Origin of the sequence: Butyrivibrio sp. AE2005 (genome assembly GCF_000686965.1) — a bacterium.
GTDB classification, from domain to species: Bacteria; Bacillota; Clostridia; order Lachnospirales; family Lachnospiraceae; genus Butyrivibrio; species Butyrivibrio hungatei_A.
In genome coordinates, this window is the sequence record NZ_KK366046.1 from 1 (window position 1) to 17,635 (window position 17,635).

Genomic DNA, 17,635 nt, shown 5'->3' on the forward strand with positions numbered 1-17,635 from the left:
GGTGAATGTTTTGCAAACAACTTCCCCAACAGAGTTTTTGATAATGCAATCGTGTTTGTCTTTAGCGACATCAATTCCTACATAAATCATATAGGACCTCCCGAAAAATAGTATTGATACTGTTTTTGATCCACAGGGCTCCTTGCAATCGTAACCTACTTCTTGATAAACCGTCATGCGGTAACTAACTGATTAACAAATAAACAAAGAGACTGTGGTTGGAGCCTTCCAAAAACCGTCTATGCGGTAGGAGAATGAAACCAATCCACAGTATCTTAAATAGCATAGTCGAACCTATAGAAAAGGTAAAGAAAGACTATGACAATACTAATAGTAGGAGAATAGTATCATAAAACTATGGATAATCTGAATGTGTTATGGCAAAATATATAAAATGAAAGGAATTTGACATTTTAGTAGGTGTCATATAAGTAGGAAATGTTTTCAGTTATAATTGGTTTAATATTTTTTACATTGTATTTTGGAACTGTGTATATTGCACTTTATAAATGTGATTTTTTTAAAGATTTTTTTCGTTTAAAATCAAAAGATCTAATAGCGGTAATTATATTTTGTGCAGGCTTGGTTGTATGGTTTGCAACTGCATTTTACTTAAATCCGGGTAAATCTATTCCTTCTTCTGACAGAGGGTACTATTGGATAAAAACTATTGATTATTCGCGTTTACTATTTGAACACCCATTAGAAGCACTAAGATCAATATATATAAGTATAAATAATGAAGATCATAATAATCTGTTTCCTGCTATTTTTTCTTTGATCGCAAAAATGTTTGGAAACAGATCATACAATTGGTATAGAACAACGCTATTTGTAATGTTTTTATTGCCATCATTTATTATTCTTGAAAAGATTGTAATTGATGTTCTTAGACAGTGTAACGTAACGATTAGCAGAAGTATTGTTATAATAACATCTATTGCTATCATAACTATTCCGGCAGTATACATGCCGGTTGCAGAAGGATTGTATGATGTTTCGGCTTTTCTTTTGGTTAATTGTGTTTTGTTATGGCTTATAAATAAAAAGTTCTATTTGTTAAAATGGGATGAAAAGCTTGTGCTGTGTCTACTTCTAATGATGCTACTTTTTTTAAGAAGACATTTTTGCTATTTTGTTTTTTCTTACGTGTTCGTAGCATTTGTTATTGAGCTAATAGATCTTGCAATGTCTAAAAAGTGGAGCGATGTGTATAAATTGCTTATCAATTGCATAGAAATGGCAATTGTCGGAGTGGGGATTCTGAGAGTATTTTTTAATGGATATTTAGACAGAACGCTTAATAATAATTATTCTTTTGCATACCAAATGTTTTCAGAGGGAAATATAATAGATAAATTTATTTATTGCTTTAGGTGGATAGGATTTATCGTAGATATTTTTGCAGTTATTGGCGCAGCTTTTTTGGTTATAAAAAAGAGATTTAGAGAGGTGATTGGATTAATAGTTGGATGTCTATTTACAATGCTACTATTTTTTCAAGTACAAAGCCCAAGCGGGCAGCACTATTATAATTTCATTTCTTCTATAATTATTCTTTCTGCGTTTGCTACAGGAATGATTGTTGCACAAATTGTAAATCATAAAAGAAAGATTATAGTTGGTAGTTTTATTGCTTTAGTATTTTTATATGGGCTGGGAATATATGCTTATGTACAGTATGGATTACCAAGAGGTATACTTTTTTCTAACTTGGATTTTATTAAAAAAAATCGCGAGCGTGATGATGTAAATGAAATCAAACAAATAGCTTATGATATTAATGATGTCACAAGTGAAGAGAGTACAGCATATCTTATATCAAATAGTCTTGTTCTAAATCAAGAAACGATTCAGAATTGTCTTTTGCCGGTAGAAACTAAAGCATGTCCATATTTAAGCACGACTTCAGCAAATGATCTAGGGCAAGGGTTTCCTTATGAGTTTTTGGTGGCAGATTATGTTTTAACTACTGATAAACCTCAATACTGGAATGAAGAGCAAAAAGATTATTCCAAGACATGTTGGTTTTTGAATGAACTTGTGAATAACTCTGAAGAATTGAAAGATAATTATTGTGAAGTTAAAGATTATACTTTGGATAAAGATATACATGTAACTATTAAGAAAAAAATCAAGCCATTAGATAAGAATGATATTGATTTTATAGTATCGTGTTATCAAGACTATTATACCAGCTATCCGGAATTATTTAAGAGTGTTTTTGATAGATATATAACGAGTGATTTTTATGTGCAGTAGATGTAAATGTTTTTATAAAATGAGAGGTTAGAAATTGGCACCAAAATTAATTATAGTTATTCCATGTTACAATGAAGAAAAGGTTTTACCAATTACAGCTCCGGTTTTTCTTAATAAACTGGTTGATTTGATAAATATAGGTAAGATCGATGAAGAAAGTAAGATAATGTTTGTTAATGATGGCTCCAAGGATTGTACTTGGGAGATTATAAGTGGGCTTGCAAAGGAAGATGACCATTTTTGCGGAATTGAACAGAGCCGAAACAGAGGCCATCAGAATGCGGTACTTGCTGGATTGATGGAAGCAAAGGATTTATGTGATATAACGATATCTATAGACTGTGATGGACAGGATGATATTAATGCAATAGATGAGATGGTAGATGAATATGCTAAAGGCTCAGAGATTGTATATGGAGTAAGAAATAACAGAGATACGGATACTTTTTTTAAAAGGTTCACAGCTCAGTCCTTTTATAAGTTATTGAGTTCTATGGGAGTTGAAACAATTTATAACCATGCTGATTATAGATTGATTTCTTCAAGAGCTCTTAAGGAGCTGGCAAAGTTTGAAGAGGTTAATTTGTTCTTACGTGGAATGGTTCCGCTGGTTGGATTTAAGAGCACCGCGGTATATTATTCCAGAAATGAGAGAATGGCCGGTGAATCGCATTATCCTCTTAGTAAGATGCTTGCATTAGCAATAGATGGTATAACAAGTTTGTCTATAAAACCTATAAGATTTATAACGGGATTGGGCTTGCTGGTAGCGTTATTTAGTTTTATAGGTATAATTTGGGCATTTATTAATCAGATGTTAGGACAAACGGTTTCAGGGTGGTCAAGTACTATTTGTGTGGTTTGTTTTATAGGTGGAATACAGTTGATCTCTTTGGGAGTTCTTGGAGAGTACATAGGTAAGATTTATCTTGAAGTTAAGCATAGGCCAAGATATATAATCAGCGAGAGAACATATTTAAAAGATGGTGAAATGAAGTTTGTAAAAAAAGAAATATAAGAGTTTTTGATATGAACATAGTTCTTTTATCCGTTGGGGGCTGGGAAGCGCCTTTGGCCATTGTCCAACGATGTTATAAGTAAGCAGTTTATTAGAATATTTAATACTGAGAACGGCGAGTATGAGTCTATGTTCCAGCGTATGTATAGATTCCACAAGGGGGGAATTTGTTTGGGAGTAATATTCTTAACTTCCAATGATTAAAATATTGTAGCCTGGATTGAATTCTAATCCAGGCTACTGTTTATTCTATGTTGGTCCAAAAACAATCCTCTATCTGAAGAAGCGCTTCTTCAGATAGAGGAAAAGTGGTATGATACAGAAATACACGTAATTATTTTGAAAAAAGAGGTTTAAATTGTGAACATAGTATTATTATCAGGTGGATCTGGAAAGCGTCTTTGGCCTTTGTCCAACGACATCAGAAGTAAGCAGTTTATCAGAATATTTAAGACTGAAGATGGCGAATATGAGTCCATGCTTCAGCGTATGTATAGAGGAATAAGGAAAGTTGACTCGGATGCAAATGTTACAATTGCAACGTCAAAGAGCCAGGCGTCAGCGATCAACAATCAGCTTGGTGAGGCGGTAGATCTTTCCATTGAGCCGTGCAGAAGAGATACTTTTCCTGCAATAGCACTTGCGTGCAGTTTCCTTCATGATGTGAAGGGTGTAAAAGAAGATGAGCCTGTCGTTGTGTGCCCTGTAGATCCGTATGTCGACGACACATATTTTAAGGCTCTTTCAGATCTTTCAGATATGGCGGTAAAGGGAGATTACAACCTTAATCTCATGGGAATAGAGCCGACATATCCAAGTGAGAAGTACGGATATATTATTCCGAAGGAAGCCGCTGATGTCAGCGAGGTTCTTGAATTTAAGGAAAAGCCTGATGCTGCTATGGCTAAGGAGTATATTGAAAAAGGTGCTCTTTGGAACGGCGGAGTTTTTGCATTTAAGCTTGGCTATGTGCTTAATAAGGCGCATGAGCTTATTGATTTTAAGGATTATCAGGACTTTTTTGACAGATATGATAACAGTAATAAGATTAGCTTTGACTATGCGGTTGTTGAAAAAGAGAACAGCATAGGAATGATGAAGTATGCGGGAAGCTGGAAGGATCTTGGAAGCTGGAATACTCTGACAGAGGCTATGCATGAGAATATTGTCGGAAATGCTGTTCTTAACGATAAGTGTGAGAATGTGCATGTACTTAACGACCTCGATGTTCCTATACTTTGCATGGGACTTAAGGATGTTGTGGTATCGGCATCTCCCGACGGAATACTTGTTTCTGACAAGGAGCAGTCAAGTTACATCAAGCCCTATGTTGAGGAATTTAATCAGCAGATTATGTTTGCCGAGAAGTCATGGGGCAAATATCAGGTAATGGATGTTGAATCTGAGTCGATGACAATAAAAGTTGTTCTTAATCCGGGGCATTCCATGAACTATCACAGTCATAAGAACAGAGATGAAGTATGGGTTGTTCTCTCCGGTAAGGGCAGAACTGTGGTTGACGGAATGGAGCAGAATATCAAGGCCGGAGACGTTATTACCATGAGTGCAGGATGCAGACATACGGTTTTTGCAGAGACTGAGCTTAAGCTTATTGAGGTACAGCTTGGAAAAGATATTACCGTAGAGGATAAACAAAAATATAACCTTGAATAAATATGATATAGATGTCAAAAGTCCAACTGTATATCATATGTTGTCAAAAAAAGATGAGAGATGACACATTGAAGAATTTTCCTTTTATGCTAAAGCCTGCCGCAAAGGATTATCTCTGGGGCGGCCAGAGGCTTAATGATGATTTTGGTAAGAATATAGATATGGATCCCTTGGCGGAGACATGGGAATGTAGTACACATCCTGACGGACCGAGTGTTGTTTCGGGCGGTGAGTTTGACGGAAGACTCCTTATCGACGTTTTAAAAGAGCATTCCGAATATCTGGGAAAGCATTGCGAGGAGCTTGGCGAACTTCCGATTCTCATAAAGTTCATTGATGCAAAGGCGAATCTGTCTGTGCAGGTTCATCCAAGCGATGAATATGCAAGAGAGTATGAAAACGGTCAGCTAGGTAAGACGGAGATGTGGTATGTTCTTGATGCCATCAAGGATTCCAGGTTGATTTACGGCCTAAAATATGATTGCAGTAAAGAAGCCATCAGAGATGCCATAGAAAAAGGAGAGCTTGAGAGGCATCTTAGATATTATCCCATTAAGAAGAATGACGTTTTCTTTATAGAAGCGGGAACGATACATGCTATAGGTGCGGGTGCGCTTATAGCAGAGATTCAGGAAAACAGTAATCTTACTTACAGGCTGTACGATTACGACCGTGTGGATAAGAACGGTAAAAAGCGAGAGCTTCATGTGGATAAGGCACTTGAAGTTTCGAATTTAAAGAACATAGGTGAACCTAGGCAGGCAATGAGGGTGCTTAAGTATAGCCCGGGTGTTGCAAATGAGCTCCTTAGTAGATGTAAGTATTTTGAAGTGTACAGGATGCTCATAAATACCGAGAGAAGACAGCATGTTACATTCTGCTCCGATGAGCTTTCCTTCAGAGTCCTTTTGTGCTACGACGGCTGCGGAAATATCAGTTATTGCACGGAAGACGGAAGGAAAGAATACATAAATATATATAAGGGAGACTGCGTCTTCGTGCCTGCTGATTCCGTGGAGCTTGTGCTTAACGGAGTTATGGAACTATTGGATGTCAGGTGCTGAGATTTAGTTTTACCAAAAATGATTTAGATTAAATGGTTTTAAATTATAAAGTTCGGAAGGAAATCAATTATATTTTGATTTCCTTCCGAACTTTGTTTATAATATAAATATAATCGATGATTAGTGAACGAAGGGTAATATGATGAAATCATGCAAAGAAATGGCATTAATATGGGGCATATCAGAGCGAAGGGTGACCGAATTTTGCAAAGATGGAAAGATTCCCGGGGCTGAAAAAGTCGGCAAACAGTGGCAAATACCCGATAATGCTCAAAGGCCTACAGATAATCGTATTGTTAGCGGCAGATATGTTAAAAGTGAATCTGCAAAGGAGAAAAAGCCGCTTCCGATAGGTATATCTGATTATATTAGGGCGCAATCTGACTACTATTATGTTGATAAGACGTTGCTTATCAAGGAGTTTTTGGATTGTAAGGCATTAGTTTCTTTATTTACACGCCCAAGGCGTTTTGGCAAGACGTTAAATATGGATATGCTCCGCGTTTTCTTTGAGATATCTTCTGAGGATACAAGTAGATATTTTGCAGATAAAGCGATATGGAGGTGTGGACCTGAATATAGAGCGCATCAGGGGAAATATCCGGTGATTTTTTTGACGTTTAAGGATGTGAAGTTTGATTCATGGGATGCGACTTTTTCTAAAATTACAGAGCTTCTTCAAGATGAATTTGGTAGACATTCCGAGCTAAAAAACAGCAATAAGCTTGAAAAATATGAGAAAGATTATTATGAGAAGGTATTGAACGGACAGGCAAGCGAAGTGGAGCTGTCATCTGCTCTTTTGAAACTTTCAAAAATGCTTTCTGAGCATTACGATAAGGCGCCCATTATTATTATTGATGAATATGATACTCCTATACAGGAAGGATATTCCAAAGAGTTTTATGATGAAATTATTGGATTTATGAGGAATTTCTTTTCCGGAGCGTTTAAAGATAACAGGAATTTGTCATATGGTTTCCTGACAGGAATTTTAAGAATATCGCAGGAAAGTATATTCAGTGGTTTAAACAATCTTATGGTTAATTCTGTAATGGATGAGGCATATAATAGCTTTTTTGGGTTTACGGAATCGGAAGTTAAGGATATGCTCGAATATTATAGAGTGTCGGATAAGGAAAATGAGTTAAGAGACTGGTATGATGGATATCTTTTTGGGAGCAAGGAAATATATAATCCGTGGTCAGTGATAAATTATATTTCAAGCGGATGTTTACCACAGGCTTATTGGGTCAACACCGGTAAAAATGAGATTTTGGAAGATGTGATGGAGTCTGCTACGGATGATATAATCGAGAAACTTAATGTGCTTTTAATTGGAGAAAGAGTTATAGCGAAGATTGATCAGAATGTTGTATACAGGTCGCTTACGGAAAATGTGGCAAATATCTATAGATTGCTATTGGATGCCGGCTATTTGAAAATATTTGATAAAAAACTTCAAGGTGATGGAACATGGTTGTGCAATGCTAAGATACCTAACAGAGAGATATTTACAATATATAAGAGCGAAATTATGACGCATGTAGATAAATGATTATATGCATGATATTGCGAGATAACCAGCTGGAATTGACATAATAGTATACTTAGCAGCTAGTTATAAGTTGTTTTTGGAAAAATGATGTATATTAGGAAAGGCAAACGCCAAAGCTTGAAATCGGTTTAGAATAGCCATAACACTTGCGATTTGATACAATGGTTATGTTAGATAACCATGAACATAGTGCAGTGAAGGGGGGATAATTTTATGATTAATGAAATTATTTTCATGGAAATTAGATTATTGGGTGAATTTTGCCGGAAATATAAAATGAATCGCGCAACTGCAAATGATATCTTTTCAAAGTATGAAATATGGCAATATATAGAAGAGTGTTATGATATGTTTCATATTAATGGTGACGAGTATAATTTAAATGATATAAGCAGAATTTTAAAAAGGAAAGGAGCCATTTAGTGAAATTAAAAGATGGAATGCTTCTATTTCACGGAAGTTATACTCCGGTAGAAAAGATTGACTTGGAACGATGTGCAAAAGGAAAAGATTTTGGAAGAGGTTTTTACCTGACAAGTGATCTTAATCAGGCCAGAAATTTTATTCGGTCATCAATAATTAAGGCACAGAATGCCGAACAGATTTCGCTTGAACAGAATTATGGATATGTGTCTTCGTTTAGATTTCATTATTCAGAAGATGTTGCTGTTCATGAATTTATAGATGCTGATAAAGAGTGGCTTTGGTTTATTTCTCAGAATCGTAGAAAAAAACTTGCAGGTGAGCTTGTTCCCTTGATTGATAATAATATTTTTAATGCAGAGATAGTTATTGGTAAAATAGCAAATGATACTACCAATCCGGTGATAACGGCTTATCTTAATGGGCTTTATGGTGATGTGAAATCAGAAAAGGCAGTTAATATCGCTATTGAGCAGCTGTTACCGGATCATCTGGTTGACCAATTTTGTTTCATTACGAAAAAGGCGATTGGATGTTTGGAATATCAGGAGGTAAGGAAATATGTCATTTGATAAGATGAATATCTGCGCTGATATGATACTTACAGATGCTATTGAAGATATGGCTGCTGAAGATAATATCTCAATTGAGGAGTCCAGAAACAGACTTTTAAATTCAAACGCATGTAAATGTCTTTACAATTTTGAATCCGGTTTATGGATGGAGGGACCGGATTATTTCCTTGATTATTACAGAAGATATGAGAAATAAAGAAAACATAGGATGGCTATCAGGCATTAGTGTCTGGTAGCTTTAAAATTTCCCCCATCTATGGTATCATTTTTCCTAGTAATTAACTGAAAATACTTATGTTGGGGAGGCATTGATGGCAAGCGTAAGTCTTAAAACAATTATTGATAAAATGAAGCTCACAAATCTTACACCGGAGCTTGATATCAAGAAGATCCGCATTATTCAGCCTGATATTAACAGGCCGGCGTTGCAGCTTGCAGGGTATTATGAACACTTCGAGGCAACCAGACTACAGGTTATAGGTTTCGTAGAATATACATACATGGAATCTTTTTCTGATAAGGAAAAAGAGAAGATGTACAGAGAACTGCTTTCCTTTGATATACCGGGAGTTGTTTTCTGCAGGGACCTGGCTCCCGATCCTATCTTTTTGAAAATTGCGGTTGAGGAGAAAGTACCGGTTCTCATGACCAAGAAGTCCACCTCTGTTTTCATGGCGGAGATCATCAGGTGGCTCAATGTAAAACTTGCTCCATGCATCTCAATTCACGGCGTACTTGTTGATGTTTACGGCGTAGGTGTTCTTATAACGGGTGAGAGCGGAATCGGTAAATCAGAGACTGCGATCGAGCTTATTAAAAGAGGACATCGTCTTGTATCGGATGACGCGGTTGAGCTTAGGCGTGTAAGTGAGGAGACTCTCATAGGAACATCGCCTGATATTACAAGGCATTTTATTGAGATGAGAGGTGTCGGAATCATAGACGTTAAAACGCTTTACGGTGTATCCAGCGTAAGAGAGACACAGACTATCGACCTTGTTATCAAGCTTGAAGAGTGGGACAAGGACAGAGAGTACGACAGATTCGGACTTGAGGAAGAGTACACAGAGTACCTTGGAAACAAGATAGTTTGTCACAGGATTCCAATAAGACCGGGCCGAAATCTTGCGGTAATCTGCGAGTCGGCAGCAGTTAACCATAGACAGAAACAGATGGGCTACAATGCTGCGCAGGAGCTCTACAACAGAGTTCAGAACTCACTTGCAAGAAGACGTTCGGACGACGATGATGACGACGAGGAATAATTGAAGAGGAATAATACAAAAGGAGACTATTAGAGGTAATGGGAAAATATGTATTTGGCGTAGATATCGGAGGAACAACTGCTAAGATCGGACTTCTTACAGAGGAAGGCGAGAAAGTTGAGCTATGGGAGATACCTACCAGAAAAGAGAACAACGGAAGCAGCATTTTAAGTGATGTTGCAGAGTCTGTTAAGGCTAAGATCGCTGAGAAAAATCTTGCATCCGATGATGTAATCGGAATCGGACTTGGTGTTCCCGGTGCTGTAGATGCAGATGGCATGTGTCTTCAGGCCGTAAATCTTGGATGGTCCAAGCTTAATGTGGTAAAAGAGCTCGAATCACTCACGGGATTTAAGGTAAAAGCAGGAAACGACGCCAACGTTGCAGCTCTCGGTGAGCAGTGGAGAGGCGGCGGACAGGGACATCAGAACATGCTCCTTGTTACACTCGGAACAGGTGTAGGCGGCGGAATCATAAACGAAGGCAAGATCTTAACAGGAGCAACAGGTTCAGGCGGAGAGATCGGACACATCCATCTTGTTGATGATGAGCCTGAAGCATGCGGATGCGGCAATCACGGTTGCTTTGAGCAGTACGCAAGTGCTACCGGAGCAGTGAGAGTGTCTAAGAGAATTCTTGCAGAGGCGGCAGAAGACAGCGTTCTTCGCGGCAAAGATTTCGAGTGCAAGGACGTATTCGACGCAGCCAAGAAAGGTGACAAGGTTGCCGTTAAATGCGCTGAGAAGTACGGTTATTACCTCGGAAAAGGAATCGCAAGTGTCGCTACGGTTGTAAATCCTGAGATAATAGTTATCGGCGGCGGAGTTTCAAAAGCGGGAGAAATGCTCTTTGACCTCTTGATGCCTTCATTTAAAAAGTATGTATTTTCCGGTTGCAGCACAGCACAGTTTGCACTTGCAAAACTTGGAAATGATGCGGGAGTCTTCGGCGCAGCAAGAATGCTTCTGTATTAAAAGGAGATTTTTTTGAATAACGATTTAGTAAATGCTCTGAGAGAAATTGTCTCAGAAGAAAATATCATATTAAATGAAAACATGAGCAGGCACACTACGTTTAGAACAGGTGGGCCTGCGAGCTTATTTATAAGCCCGAAAGACACTGAGCAGTTATTGAAAGTTGTGGAGCAGCTCAGAGAATCTAATGAAGAGTATTTTATTCTCGGAAACGGAAGCAATCTTCTTGTATCAGATGACGGATATGACGGAGTTGTCGTTTCACTTAAGAACTTTACGGATGTATCCGCAGAAAGTGACACGAGTATCAGGGCAGAGGCCGGTGCGCTTAATTCAGCCATAGCTTCTTTTGCAAGAGACAGAGAGCTTGCAGGCTTTGAGTTCGCTGCGGGAATTCCCGGAACTATCGGCGGCGCGATGGTCATGAACGCAGGCGCCTATGACGGCGAGATGAAGCAGGTCGTAAAGGAAGTCAAGGTCATATCACCTGAAGGTGAGCTTGTGACGCTTTCATGCGACGACATGGAATTTGGTTACAGGACCAGTTTTATTAAAGGAAAAAAATATATCGTTCTGTCCGTGCTTATTGAACTTACTAAGGGACAGAAGGAAGCAATTATAGAAAAGATGTCCGATCTTGCACAGAGAAGACGTGACAAACAGCCGCTTGAGTATCCCAGTGCCGGATCGACATTTAAGAGACCTGAAGGAAATTTTGCGGGTAAACTTATCCAGGATGCCGGACTTAGGGGCTATACCGTGGGCGGTGCGTGTGTATCGGAGAAGCATTGCGGATTTGTGATAAATAAAGATTCTGCAACTTCGGCCGATATATACAAAGTAATTGATGACGTAAGGAAGAAGGTATACGAGTCCTATGGAGTGATGCTGGAGCCCGAAGTTATTATGCTTGGTAGATTTGAGCAGAGCACTTGACGAGGTTATTTCGAGTCTAGTGCGAGCCATGGGGGAACACTTAACGAGCTTCAAGCGAGTTTAGTGAGAATCCCAAAAGCAGAGCACTTATTTATATACGTGAGAGGTTTAAACCATGAGATTCGTAGTTGTTACGGGAATGAGCGGCGGTGGTAAATCGACCGCTATACATATGCTTGAAGATGCAGGTTTTTATTGTGTTGATAATCTTCCTGTATTTCTGATAGAGAAGTTTGCTGAGCTTGTCGCAGTACCGGATAACGGGATCAGCAAAGTCGTACTTGGAATTGACGCAAGAGCGGGCCAGAAGTTTGAAGAGGTTGCGGGAATCATCGACACTCTGAAAGAAAGAGGACTTCCCATTGAAGTTCTTTATATGGACGCAAGCGATGAAGTTCTTATAAAGAGATATAAAGAGACAAGACGTGTTCATCCGATGAATGTCAATGATATCGGAAATCGTATAGAGGACGGAATTGCCAAAGAGAGAGCGGTTCTTACGGAGGTAAAAAAGAGAGCGGACTATGTTATCGATTCTTCCAAGCTCCTCACAAGAGAACTCCGCGAAGAACTTGACCGTATCTTTGTAAGAAACGAAGAGTACAATTCTCTTATGGTGACGGTGCTTTCATTTGGTTTTAAATATGGAATTCCGTCGGACGCAGACCTTGTGTTTGATGTTAGGTTCCTGCCGAACCCTTTTTATATAGATGATCTAAAACATCAGACGGGAAATGACAAGCCGGTTCAGGACTATGTAAAAAGTTTTCCGGAATGCGGGCAGTTCCTGGATAAGCTGACGGATATGCTTGAATTCCTGATTCCCGGATATATCAAAGAAGGTAAGTATCAGCTTGTTGTTGCTATCGGATGTACCGGTGGCCAGCACAGAAGTGTAACAATCGCCAACGAACTGTATAACAGGTTGAAAGCCGGAGACGGTAAGTTTGGAATCAAGCTCTTACACAGAGATGTGAAGCAGGCAAGGTGAGATATGTCTTTTTCATCCGACGTAAAAGAAGAACTTGCAAAACGCATAGGTGCGTCGAGGCATTGCAGGCTTGCGGAGATAGCAGCCATTGTTAACAGCACGGGCTATATTGAGCTGAAAAACGGTAAGCCGATAATGCTTTATTTGCAGCCGGATAATGAGGCTGTAATTAGAAAGTTCTTTACATTAATAAAAAAAGCATTTAATATAGGAACTAGCTTTTTGGAAGAATCCCCCGATATCAAGGTAAATGGGCGTGTTTACAGGCCTGTACTGGGAGAAGGGGAACTTCTTGAATCGTGTCTTAAGGCAATCAGGGTGATTGACGGTGATGGGAACCTCAGACCTTTCGAGGAAGGAGTGAGCCCGCTTATCACAGGAAAATCATGTTGTAAGAGAGCCTTCATTCGCGATTCTTTCTTGTGCATCGGTTCCATAAGCGATCCCAACAAGGGATATCATTTGGAATTTGTCTGTGACTATGAGAATCAGGCACTTAGGTTGCAGGAGATAATAGAGAGCTTTGATATTGAGGCAAGGATAGTCAGACGAAAGAAATATTTTGTTTTATATGTGAAGGAAGGCTCCGGTATTGTTGATCTTCTGAATATAATGGAAGCTCCGATCAGTCTTATGAATCTGGAGAATCTCAGGATTGTAAAAGAGATGAGAAATTCCATCAACAGGAGAGTCAATTGTGAAGTCGCCAATATAACAAAGACTGTTAATGCCGCGACTAAGCAAATAGAGGACATTACATATATCAGAGACTTTTATGGTTTTAATCGCTTGCAGGAGAGCTTGCGGGAGATGGCAGAGGTCAGGCTTGAACACCCTGATGCGACGCTTCTTGAATTGGGCAAGTATCTTGATCCGCCTGTAGGTAAGTCAGGAGTTAATCATCGGCTTAGGAAACTGAGCGAGCTTGCGGATAAGCTGAGATGAGGAGGGAATTATTATGTTGACAAAATCTATCGAGATTAAGTTGCCCAGAGGACTGGAGGCAAGACCTGTTGCTGAGCTTGTTCAGCTCGCAAGTAAGTACGAGAGTACTGTTCATATCGAGGCTCAGTCCAAGAAAGTTAATGCAAAGAGCATTATGGGAATGATGACACTTAGTCTGAACACAGGAGAAGAAGTAACAGTTATCGCAGAAGGAAGCGATGAAGAGTCGGCAGTTGCTGACATGGAGATGTTTCTTCACGGAAACAAGAAGAAATAAAACTCATTAATTAAAAAAAGCCCTTTTTTAAAAGGGAGGATGCCGGGTAAGCTTCTCTTACCCGGCACATTATGAAAAAGTTTAATTGGTATTGTCTGTCTCAACTCATCTGACAATATTATAATAACAAGCAGGTATGTCCAAAAGATGATTTGAAGTAACCATTCTTTTAATGAATTGTAAACAAATTATGAACGCTCGCATTTATCGTAATGTGGGCGTTTTATGTATTATAATTATTCTCGGAGGAAAAGTTTGTGCTGAAGAAGGTTGCGTTTGTAATAGATGAAAAAAATCTGAAAAGCAGTGAGGTAACTGAAAGCTTAGAATCCGCAAGAGAATATATAAATCAATGTGGCATCGAAGCGGAGGTGTTCGGGGCACAGGATTTTTTCAAAGATAATAAGACTGATAAAGAAATGCTTGTCGTTGCCGACAGGAAAGAAAATACCGTAAGAGCGACGGAGCTTGGATTCTACGTGGTCGGAGTGGAGCATCCATTAAATAAGAACGAAGAATTTCCGGGAGTGAAATATATTTTTTCCGACATTGACGAAGTCGACTTGGATTCATTCGTGAAGGCTTATCAGAGATACGCGGGTGAGCCCTGGGAAGTGCTCACGACTTCAAGGCTCCTTGTGAGGGAAACGACGCTTGATGACGTGGACGAGTTCTATAAGCTGTATAAAGATCCCGAGATGACCAGATATATGGAAGGCCTTTTTGAGAATCCCGAAGATGAAAAGAGATACCAGAAAGATTATATCGAGAAAGTATATGGCCTTATGGGCTTTGGCGTATGGACACTTGTAAGGCGTAAGGATAACAGGGTTATCGGAAGAGTCGGCTACTCCGTAAGGAACGGGTTTGATGATATTGAACTTGGATTTCTTGTCGGAAAAGAGTTCCAGAGGCAGGGCTATGCTTATGAGGCGTGCAAGGCGGTTCTTGACTATGGCAGGGATATCCTTCTTTTTGATAAGGTTCAGACCCTTGTAAAAGCCGAGAATGAGATTTCCATTAATCTGTGCAAGAAACTGGGATTTAAGGTTTTGGATACGGTGTCTGTCGAGGAAGATATATACGGAAGAGAGTATGTCGGCGAGAAGATCGAGCCGGTCGGCGGACCCACCTATGGAGAATACGTGCGGCTGATGCTGAGATTTGGTGCTTAAATTTATTTGTGGCTTTTTTTGACGGCATCCTATACAATAGATTTGTAACAATAGAGATAAAAAATGGATAGGTACGAAGGGTAGAGAGCCCTTAACGAAGAGTGCCTATGGAGGTGAAATGAAAGAATTTTTAGACAGTTTTAAAATGGTGGCAGGGCTAATCGGAGGCCTTGCAATGTTTTTGTATGGGATGAACGTTATGAGCGGAGGTCTTACCAAGGCCGCAGGCGGAAGACTTGAGAGCGTACTTGCCAAAGTCACCAAACATCCTATTATCGCGTATTTATTCGGTGTCGGTGTAACCGCACTGGTTCAATCATCATCTGCATCTACCGTAATGGTAGTTGGTCTTGTTAATTCAGGAATCGTAACTCTTAAACAGGCAGTAAACGTTATTCTCGGTGCTAACCTTGGTACGACATTTACGGCATGGATTCTTACACTTAATAATCTGAACAGCACAAAGTATTTGTGGCTGGAACTCTTAAAGCCCAGGTCATTCACACCTTTCTTGGCTCTTATAGGTATCGGGCTATATATGTTTTCCAAAAGTGAGAAAAAGAAAAATATCGGAACAATCCTTCTCGGATTTTCTGTTTTGATGTTCGGAATGAGCAGTATGTCTGATGCTGTCGCTCCGCTAAAGGATAATGAAGGATTTAAGGGCCTTCTTATGAAGTTCAGCAATCCTCTTATCGGATTCATGGTCGGAATCTTTTTTACCATGCTCATTCAGAGTTCAGCCGGAACAATCGGTGTGCTTCAGGCGATATCGGGAAGTATACCTGTCTATTTCAACATAGCAATACCTGTTGTTGTAGGCGCTGAGGTTGGTACATGTATCACAGCGATTCTTTCATCGTTTGGCGCAAACAAGAACGGTAAGAGAACAGCTCTTATGCACTTGTATTTCAACTTCATAAAAGCATTACTGTTTATGATAATTTTTTATTCTTTGAATGCTGTGATGAATTTCTCCTTTATGCACCGGGAAGTCGGACTTGCGGGAATTCCGGGGATACATACACTTATTAATCTTATTGCAACGCCCCTTATGCTTCCTTTCTCAGGGGTGCTTGTAAATCTCGCACTCAGCTCTATTCCTATAGATGATAAGGAGAAAAAGGAGCAGGAAGAGCAGCAGGGAATCAGAACTTTGGATCCTCTTTTCCTTGCGAACCCTCCTTTTGCGCTTGAACAGGCCAGACTTGCTGCGGTCGAGATGGCTAATATGTCAAAAGATGCCCTTGATAAGGCAGTTTCACTTATTACGGATTACAAAGATGAAGTGGCGCAGGATGTTGATTATCTTGAACGCAAAGTCGATCAGTACGAGGACCAGCTTGGAACTTATCTTATGAAGATAAACAACCATCATCTTGCTCCCGAAGACAGCCATACACTCACAATGCTTCTTCATTGCATCACCGACTATGAGAGAATAAGCGATCATGCTCTCAACATCATGCAGAAAGCTCAGGGTATGGCGGAGAATAAGAGAGAGTTTACCCAGAAGGGTCAGATAGAGATGGATATATTCGCATCAGCGGTAAAAGAGATCGTGGATATGTCTATAAAAGCGTTTGAAACACGTGATGTCGAGATAGCAAAGTCTATAGAGCCTCTCGAGGAAGCGATTGACGGCATTCAGAAAGAGATAAAAAGGCGTCATGTGAGAAGGCTTCGCAAGGGCAAGTGTACCATTGAGCAGGGCTTTGACCTTAGTGATATCGGAACAGATTATGAGCGTATCGCAGATCACTGCAGCAACATCGCCGTAGGCGTTATTGAGGTGCATGATGATGCGTACGATGCACACGAGTATTTGGAAACGCTCAAAGCGGATAAAAGAGAAGGCTTTGAGCAGGCAGTTGATTTCTACGAGAGAAAATATCAGCTTCCTTCTGTTAAGTTTTAATGCAGGAGTGATTATTTATGGAATTTCAGTACTTAGAGAAAAAGGAGCAGGGCGAGTTCATTACCCGCTACGACCTTCATTACAAAACTGTTGATAACAAGGATAAGACATACGAGATAATCAGCAGAAATCCCGATCTCAAGGGATATGACGATATTCACAACAACAAGATCGATGCAGTTGTGCTTATCATGCACGATGAGACTGGGGAAAAGATACTTATAAACAAAGAGTTCAGACTTGCACCGGGCGCATGGGTATACAACTTCCCTGCAGGTCTTATCGATCCCGGTGAAGTACCGGAGGAGAGCGCAAGAAGAGAACTCAAGGAAGAAACAGGACTTGATATAATCAGTATTGACGAGTGGATTGGCGAAAGTTACAGTGCAGTCGGTTTCTCAAATGAAAAGAACCTTTGCTGCGTCGGAAAGGCGGCGGGAACTTTTTCAAAAAGCAGCTCGACATTGGAAGAGATAGTACCCGGCTGGTATACCAAAAAAGAAGTAAGAGAACTGCTTAAGACTCAGCCTTTTGCTGCAAGGACGCAGGCGTATTGCTACTTATGGTCGAAGGAGTAATG

General features: G+C 39.6%; 17 protein-coding genes and 1 pseudogene. All 18 read left to right on the forward strand.

Annotated features, from left to right (window positions below; genetic code table 11):
* Nucleotides 1-438: 438 nt before the first annotated feature.
* Nucleotides 439-2,262, forward strand: a complete 1,824-nt coding sequence (locus DL92_RS0117175) for a hypothetical protein (RefSeq protein WP_026668411.1) — start codon at nucleotides 439-441, stop codon at nucleotides 2,260-2,262.
* Nucleotides 2,263-2,296: 34 nt separating this feature from the next.
* Nucleotides 2,297-3,280, forward strand: a complete 984-nt coding sequence (locus DL92_RS0117180; protein ID WP_026668412.1) for a glycosyltransferase family 2 protein — start codon at nucleotides 2,297-2,299, stop codon at nucleotides 3,278-3,280.
* 11 nt (nucleotides 3,281-3,291) lie between these two features.
* Nucleotides 3,292-3,430: pseudogene (locus DL92_RS21890) on the forward strand (sugar phosphate nucleotidyltransferase); the annotation flags it as partial.
* A gap of 210 nt (nucleotides 3,431-3,640) precedes the next feature.
* Complete coding sequence (locus DL92_RS0117185; protein ID WP_026668413.1) at nucleotides 3,641-4,954, forward strand: sugar phosphate nucleotidyltransferase; 1,314 nt, start codon at nucleotides 3,641-3,643, stop codon at nucleotides 4,952-4,954.
* A 68-nt stretch (nucleotides 4,955-5,022) separates the two neighbouring features.
* The gene (locus DL92_RS0117190) at nucleotides 5,023-6,018 is read left to right on the forward strand and encodes a type I phosphomannose isomerase catalytic subunit (protein ID WP_026668414.1); all 996 of its coding nucleotides are present in this window, start codon (nucleotides 5,023-5,025) and stop codon (nucleotides 6,016-6,018) included.
* 139 nt (nucleotides 6,019-6,157) lie between these two features.
* Nucleotides 6,158-7,576 carry an AAA family ATPase gene (locus DL92_RS19840; RefSeq protein WP_242845881.1) on the forward strand — a complete coding sequence of 473 codons (1,419 nt, stop codon included), beginning with the start codon at nucleotides 6,158-6,160 and terminating at the stop codon, nucleotides 7,574-7,576.
* 213 nt (nucleotides 7,577-7,789) lie between these two features.
* Nucleotides 7,790-7,999 carry a DUF3791 domain-containing protein gene (locus DL92_RS0117200; protein ID WP_026668415.1) on the forward strand — a complete coding sequence of 70 codons (210 nt, stop codon included), beginning with the start codon at nucleotides 7,790-7,792 and terminating at the stop codon, nucleotides 7,997-7,999.
* Nucleotides 7,999-8,571: a DUF3990 domain-containing protein gene (locus tag DL92_RS0117205; protein ID WP_026668416.1), complete on the forward strand. Its 573-nt coding sequence runs from the start codon at nucleotides 7,999-8,001 to the stop codon at nucleotides 8,569-8,571. Before DL92_RS0117200 ends, DL92_RS0117205 begins: the two co-directional genes overlap by 1 nt.
* Nucleotides 8,561-8,770: a hypothetical protein gene (locus tag DL92_RS0117210; protein WP_026668417.1), complete on the forward strand. Its 210-nt coding sequence runs from the start codon at nucleotides 8,561-8,563 to the stop codon at nucleotides 8,768-8,770. Before DL92_RS0117205 ends, DL92_RS0117210 begins: the two co-directional genes overlap by 11 nt.
* 115 nt (nucleotides 8,771-8,885) lie before the next feature.
* Nucleotides 8,886-9,839, forward strand: coding sequence for an HPr(Ser) kinase/phosphatase (hprK, locus tag DL92_RS0117215; RefSeq protein ID WP_026656181.1), 954 nt, complete (start codon nucleotides 8,886-8,888; stop codon nucleotides 9,837-9,839).
* A 38-nt stretch (nucleotides 9,840-9,877) separates the two neighbouring features.
* A complete protein-coding gene (locus DL92_RS0117220) occupies nucleotides 9,878-10,813 on the forward strand; it encodes an ROK family glucokinase (RefSeq protein ID WP_026668418.1) in 936 nt (311 codons plus the stop codon).
* A 12-nt stretch (nucleotides 10,814-10,825) separates the two neighbouring features.
* Nucleotides 10,826-11,749: a UDP-N-acetylmuramate dehydrogenase gene (gene murB / locus DL92_RS0117225; RefSeq protein ID WP_026668419.1), complete on the forward strand. Its 924-nt coding sequence runs from the start codon at nucleotides 10,826-10,828 to the stop codon at nucleotides 11,747-11,749.
* 115 nt (nucleotides 11,750-11,864) lie between these two features.
* A complete protein-coding gene (gene rapZ / locus DL92_RS0117230; RefSeq protein ID WP_026656178.1) occupies nucleotides 11,865-12,740 on the forward strand; it encodes an RNase adapter RapZ in 876 nt (291 codons plus the stop codon).
* Between the two features lie 3 nt (nucleotides 12,741-12,743).
* Nucleotides 12,744-13,685, forward strand: a complete 942-nt coding sequence (gene whiA, locus DL92_RS0117235) for a DNA-binding protein WhiA (protein ID WP_026668420.1) — start codon at nucleotides 12,744-12,746, stop codon at nucleotides 13,683-13,685.
* Nucleotides 13,686-13,698: 13 nt separating this feature from the next.
* Nucleotides 13,699-13,962 carry an HPr family phosphocarrier protein gene (locus DL92_RS0117240; protein WP_026513510.1) on the forward strand — a complete coding sequence of 88 codons (264 nt, stop codon included), beginning with the start codon at nucleotides 13,699-13,701 and terminating at the stop codon, nucleotides 13,960-13,962.
* Between the two features lie 257 nt (nucleotides 13,963-14,219).
* Nucleotides 14,220-15,137, forward strand: coding sequence for a GNAT family N-acetyltransferase (locus DL92_RS20550; protein WP_051625405.1), 918 nt, complete (start codon nucleotides 14,220-14,222; stop codon nucleotides 15,135-15,137).
* A gap of 118 nt (nucleotides 15,138-15,255) precedes the next feature.
* Entirely contained in the window at nucleotides 15,256-17,055 is a 1,800-nt protein-coding gene (locus DL92_RS0117250) for a Na/Pi cotransporter family protein (RefSeq protein WP_026668421.1), read from the forward strand.
* Between the two features lie 17 nt (nucleotides 17,056-17,072).
* Nucleotides 17,073-17,633, forward strand: coding sequence for an NUDIX hydrolase (locus DL92_RS0117255; RefSeq protein WP_026656175.1), 561 nt, complete (start codon nucleotides 17,073-17,075; stop codon nucleotides 17,631-17,633).
* The last annotated feature ends 2 nt before the right edge of the window (nucleotides 17,634-17,635 follow it).

What these genes read in the sequence shown, in the direction of transcription:
- DL92_RS0117175 (WP_026668411.1), top strand. Translation starts at nt 439, where the DNA reads ATGTTTTCAGTTATAATTGGTTTAATATTTTTTACATTGTATTTTGGA.
- DL92_RS19840 (WP_242845881.1), top strand. Translation starts at nt 6,158, where the DNA reads ATGATGAAATCATGCAAAGAAATGGCATTAATATGGGGCATATCAGAG.
- DL92_RS0117200 (WP_026668415.1), top strand. Translation starts at nt 7,790, where the DNA reads ATGATTAATGAAATTATTTTCATGGAAATTAGATTATTGGGTGAATTT.
- DL92_RS0117210 (WP_026668417.1), top strand. Translation starts at nt 8,561, where the DNA reads ATGTCATTTGATAAGATGAATATCTGCGCTGATATGATACTTACAGAT.
- hprK (WP_026656181.1), top strand. Translation starts at nt 8,886, where the DNA reads ATGGCAAGCGTAAGTCTTAAAACAATTATTGATAAAATGAAGCTCACA.
- DL92_RS0117220 (WP_026668418.1), top strand. Translation starts at nt 9,878, where the DNA reads ATGGGAAAATATGTATTTGGCGTAGATATCGGAGGAACAACTGCTAAG.
- rapZ (WP_026656178.1), top strand. Translation starts at nt 11,865, where the DNA reads ATGAGATTCGTAGTTGTTACGGGAATGAGCGGCGGTGGTAAATCGACC.
- whiA (WP_026668420.1), top strand. Translation starts at nt 12,744, where the DNA reads ATGTCTTTTTCATCCGACGTAAAAGAAGAACTTGCAAAACGCATAGGT.
- DL92_RS0117240 (WP_026513510.1), top strand. Translation starts at nt 13,699, where the DNA reads ATGTTGACAAAATCTATCGAGATTAAGTTGCCCAGAGGACTGGAGGCA.
- DL92_RS0117250 (WP_026668421.1), top strand. Translation starts at nt 15,256, where the DNA reads ATGAAAGAATTTTTAGACAGTTTTAAAATGGTGGCAGGGCTAATCGGA.
- DL92_RS0117255 (WP_026656175.1), top strand. Translation starts at nt 17,073, where the DNA reads ATGGAATTTCAGTACTTAGAGAAAAAGGAGCAGGGCGAGTTCATTACC.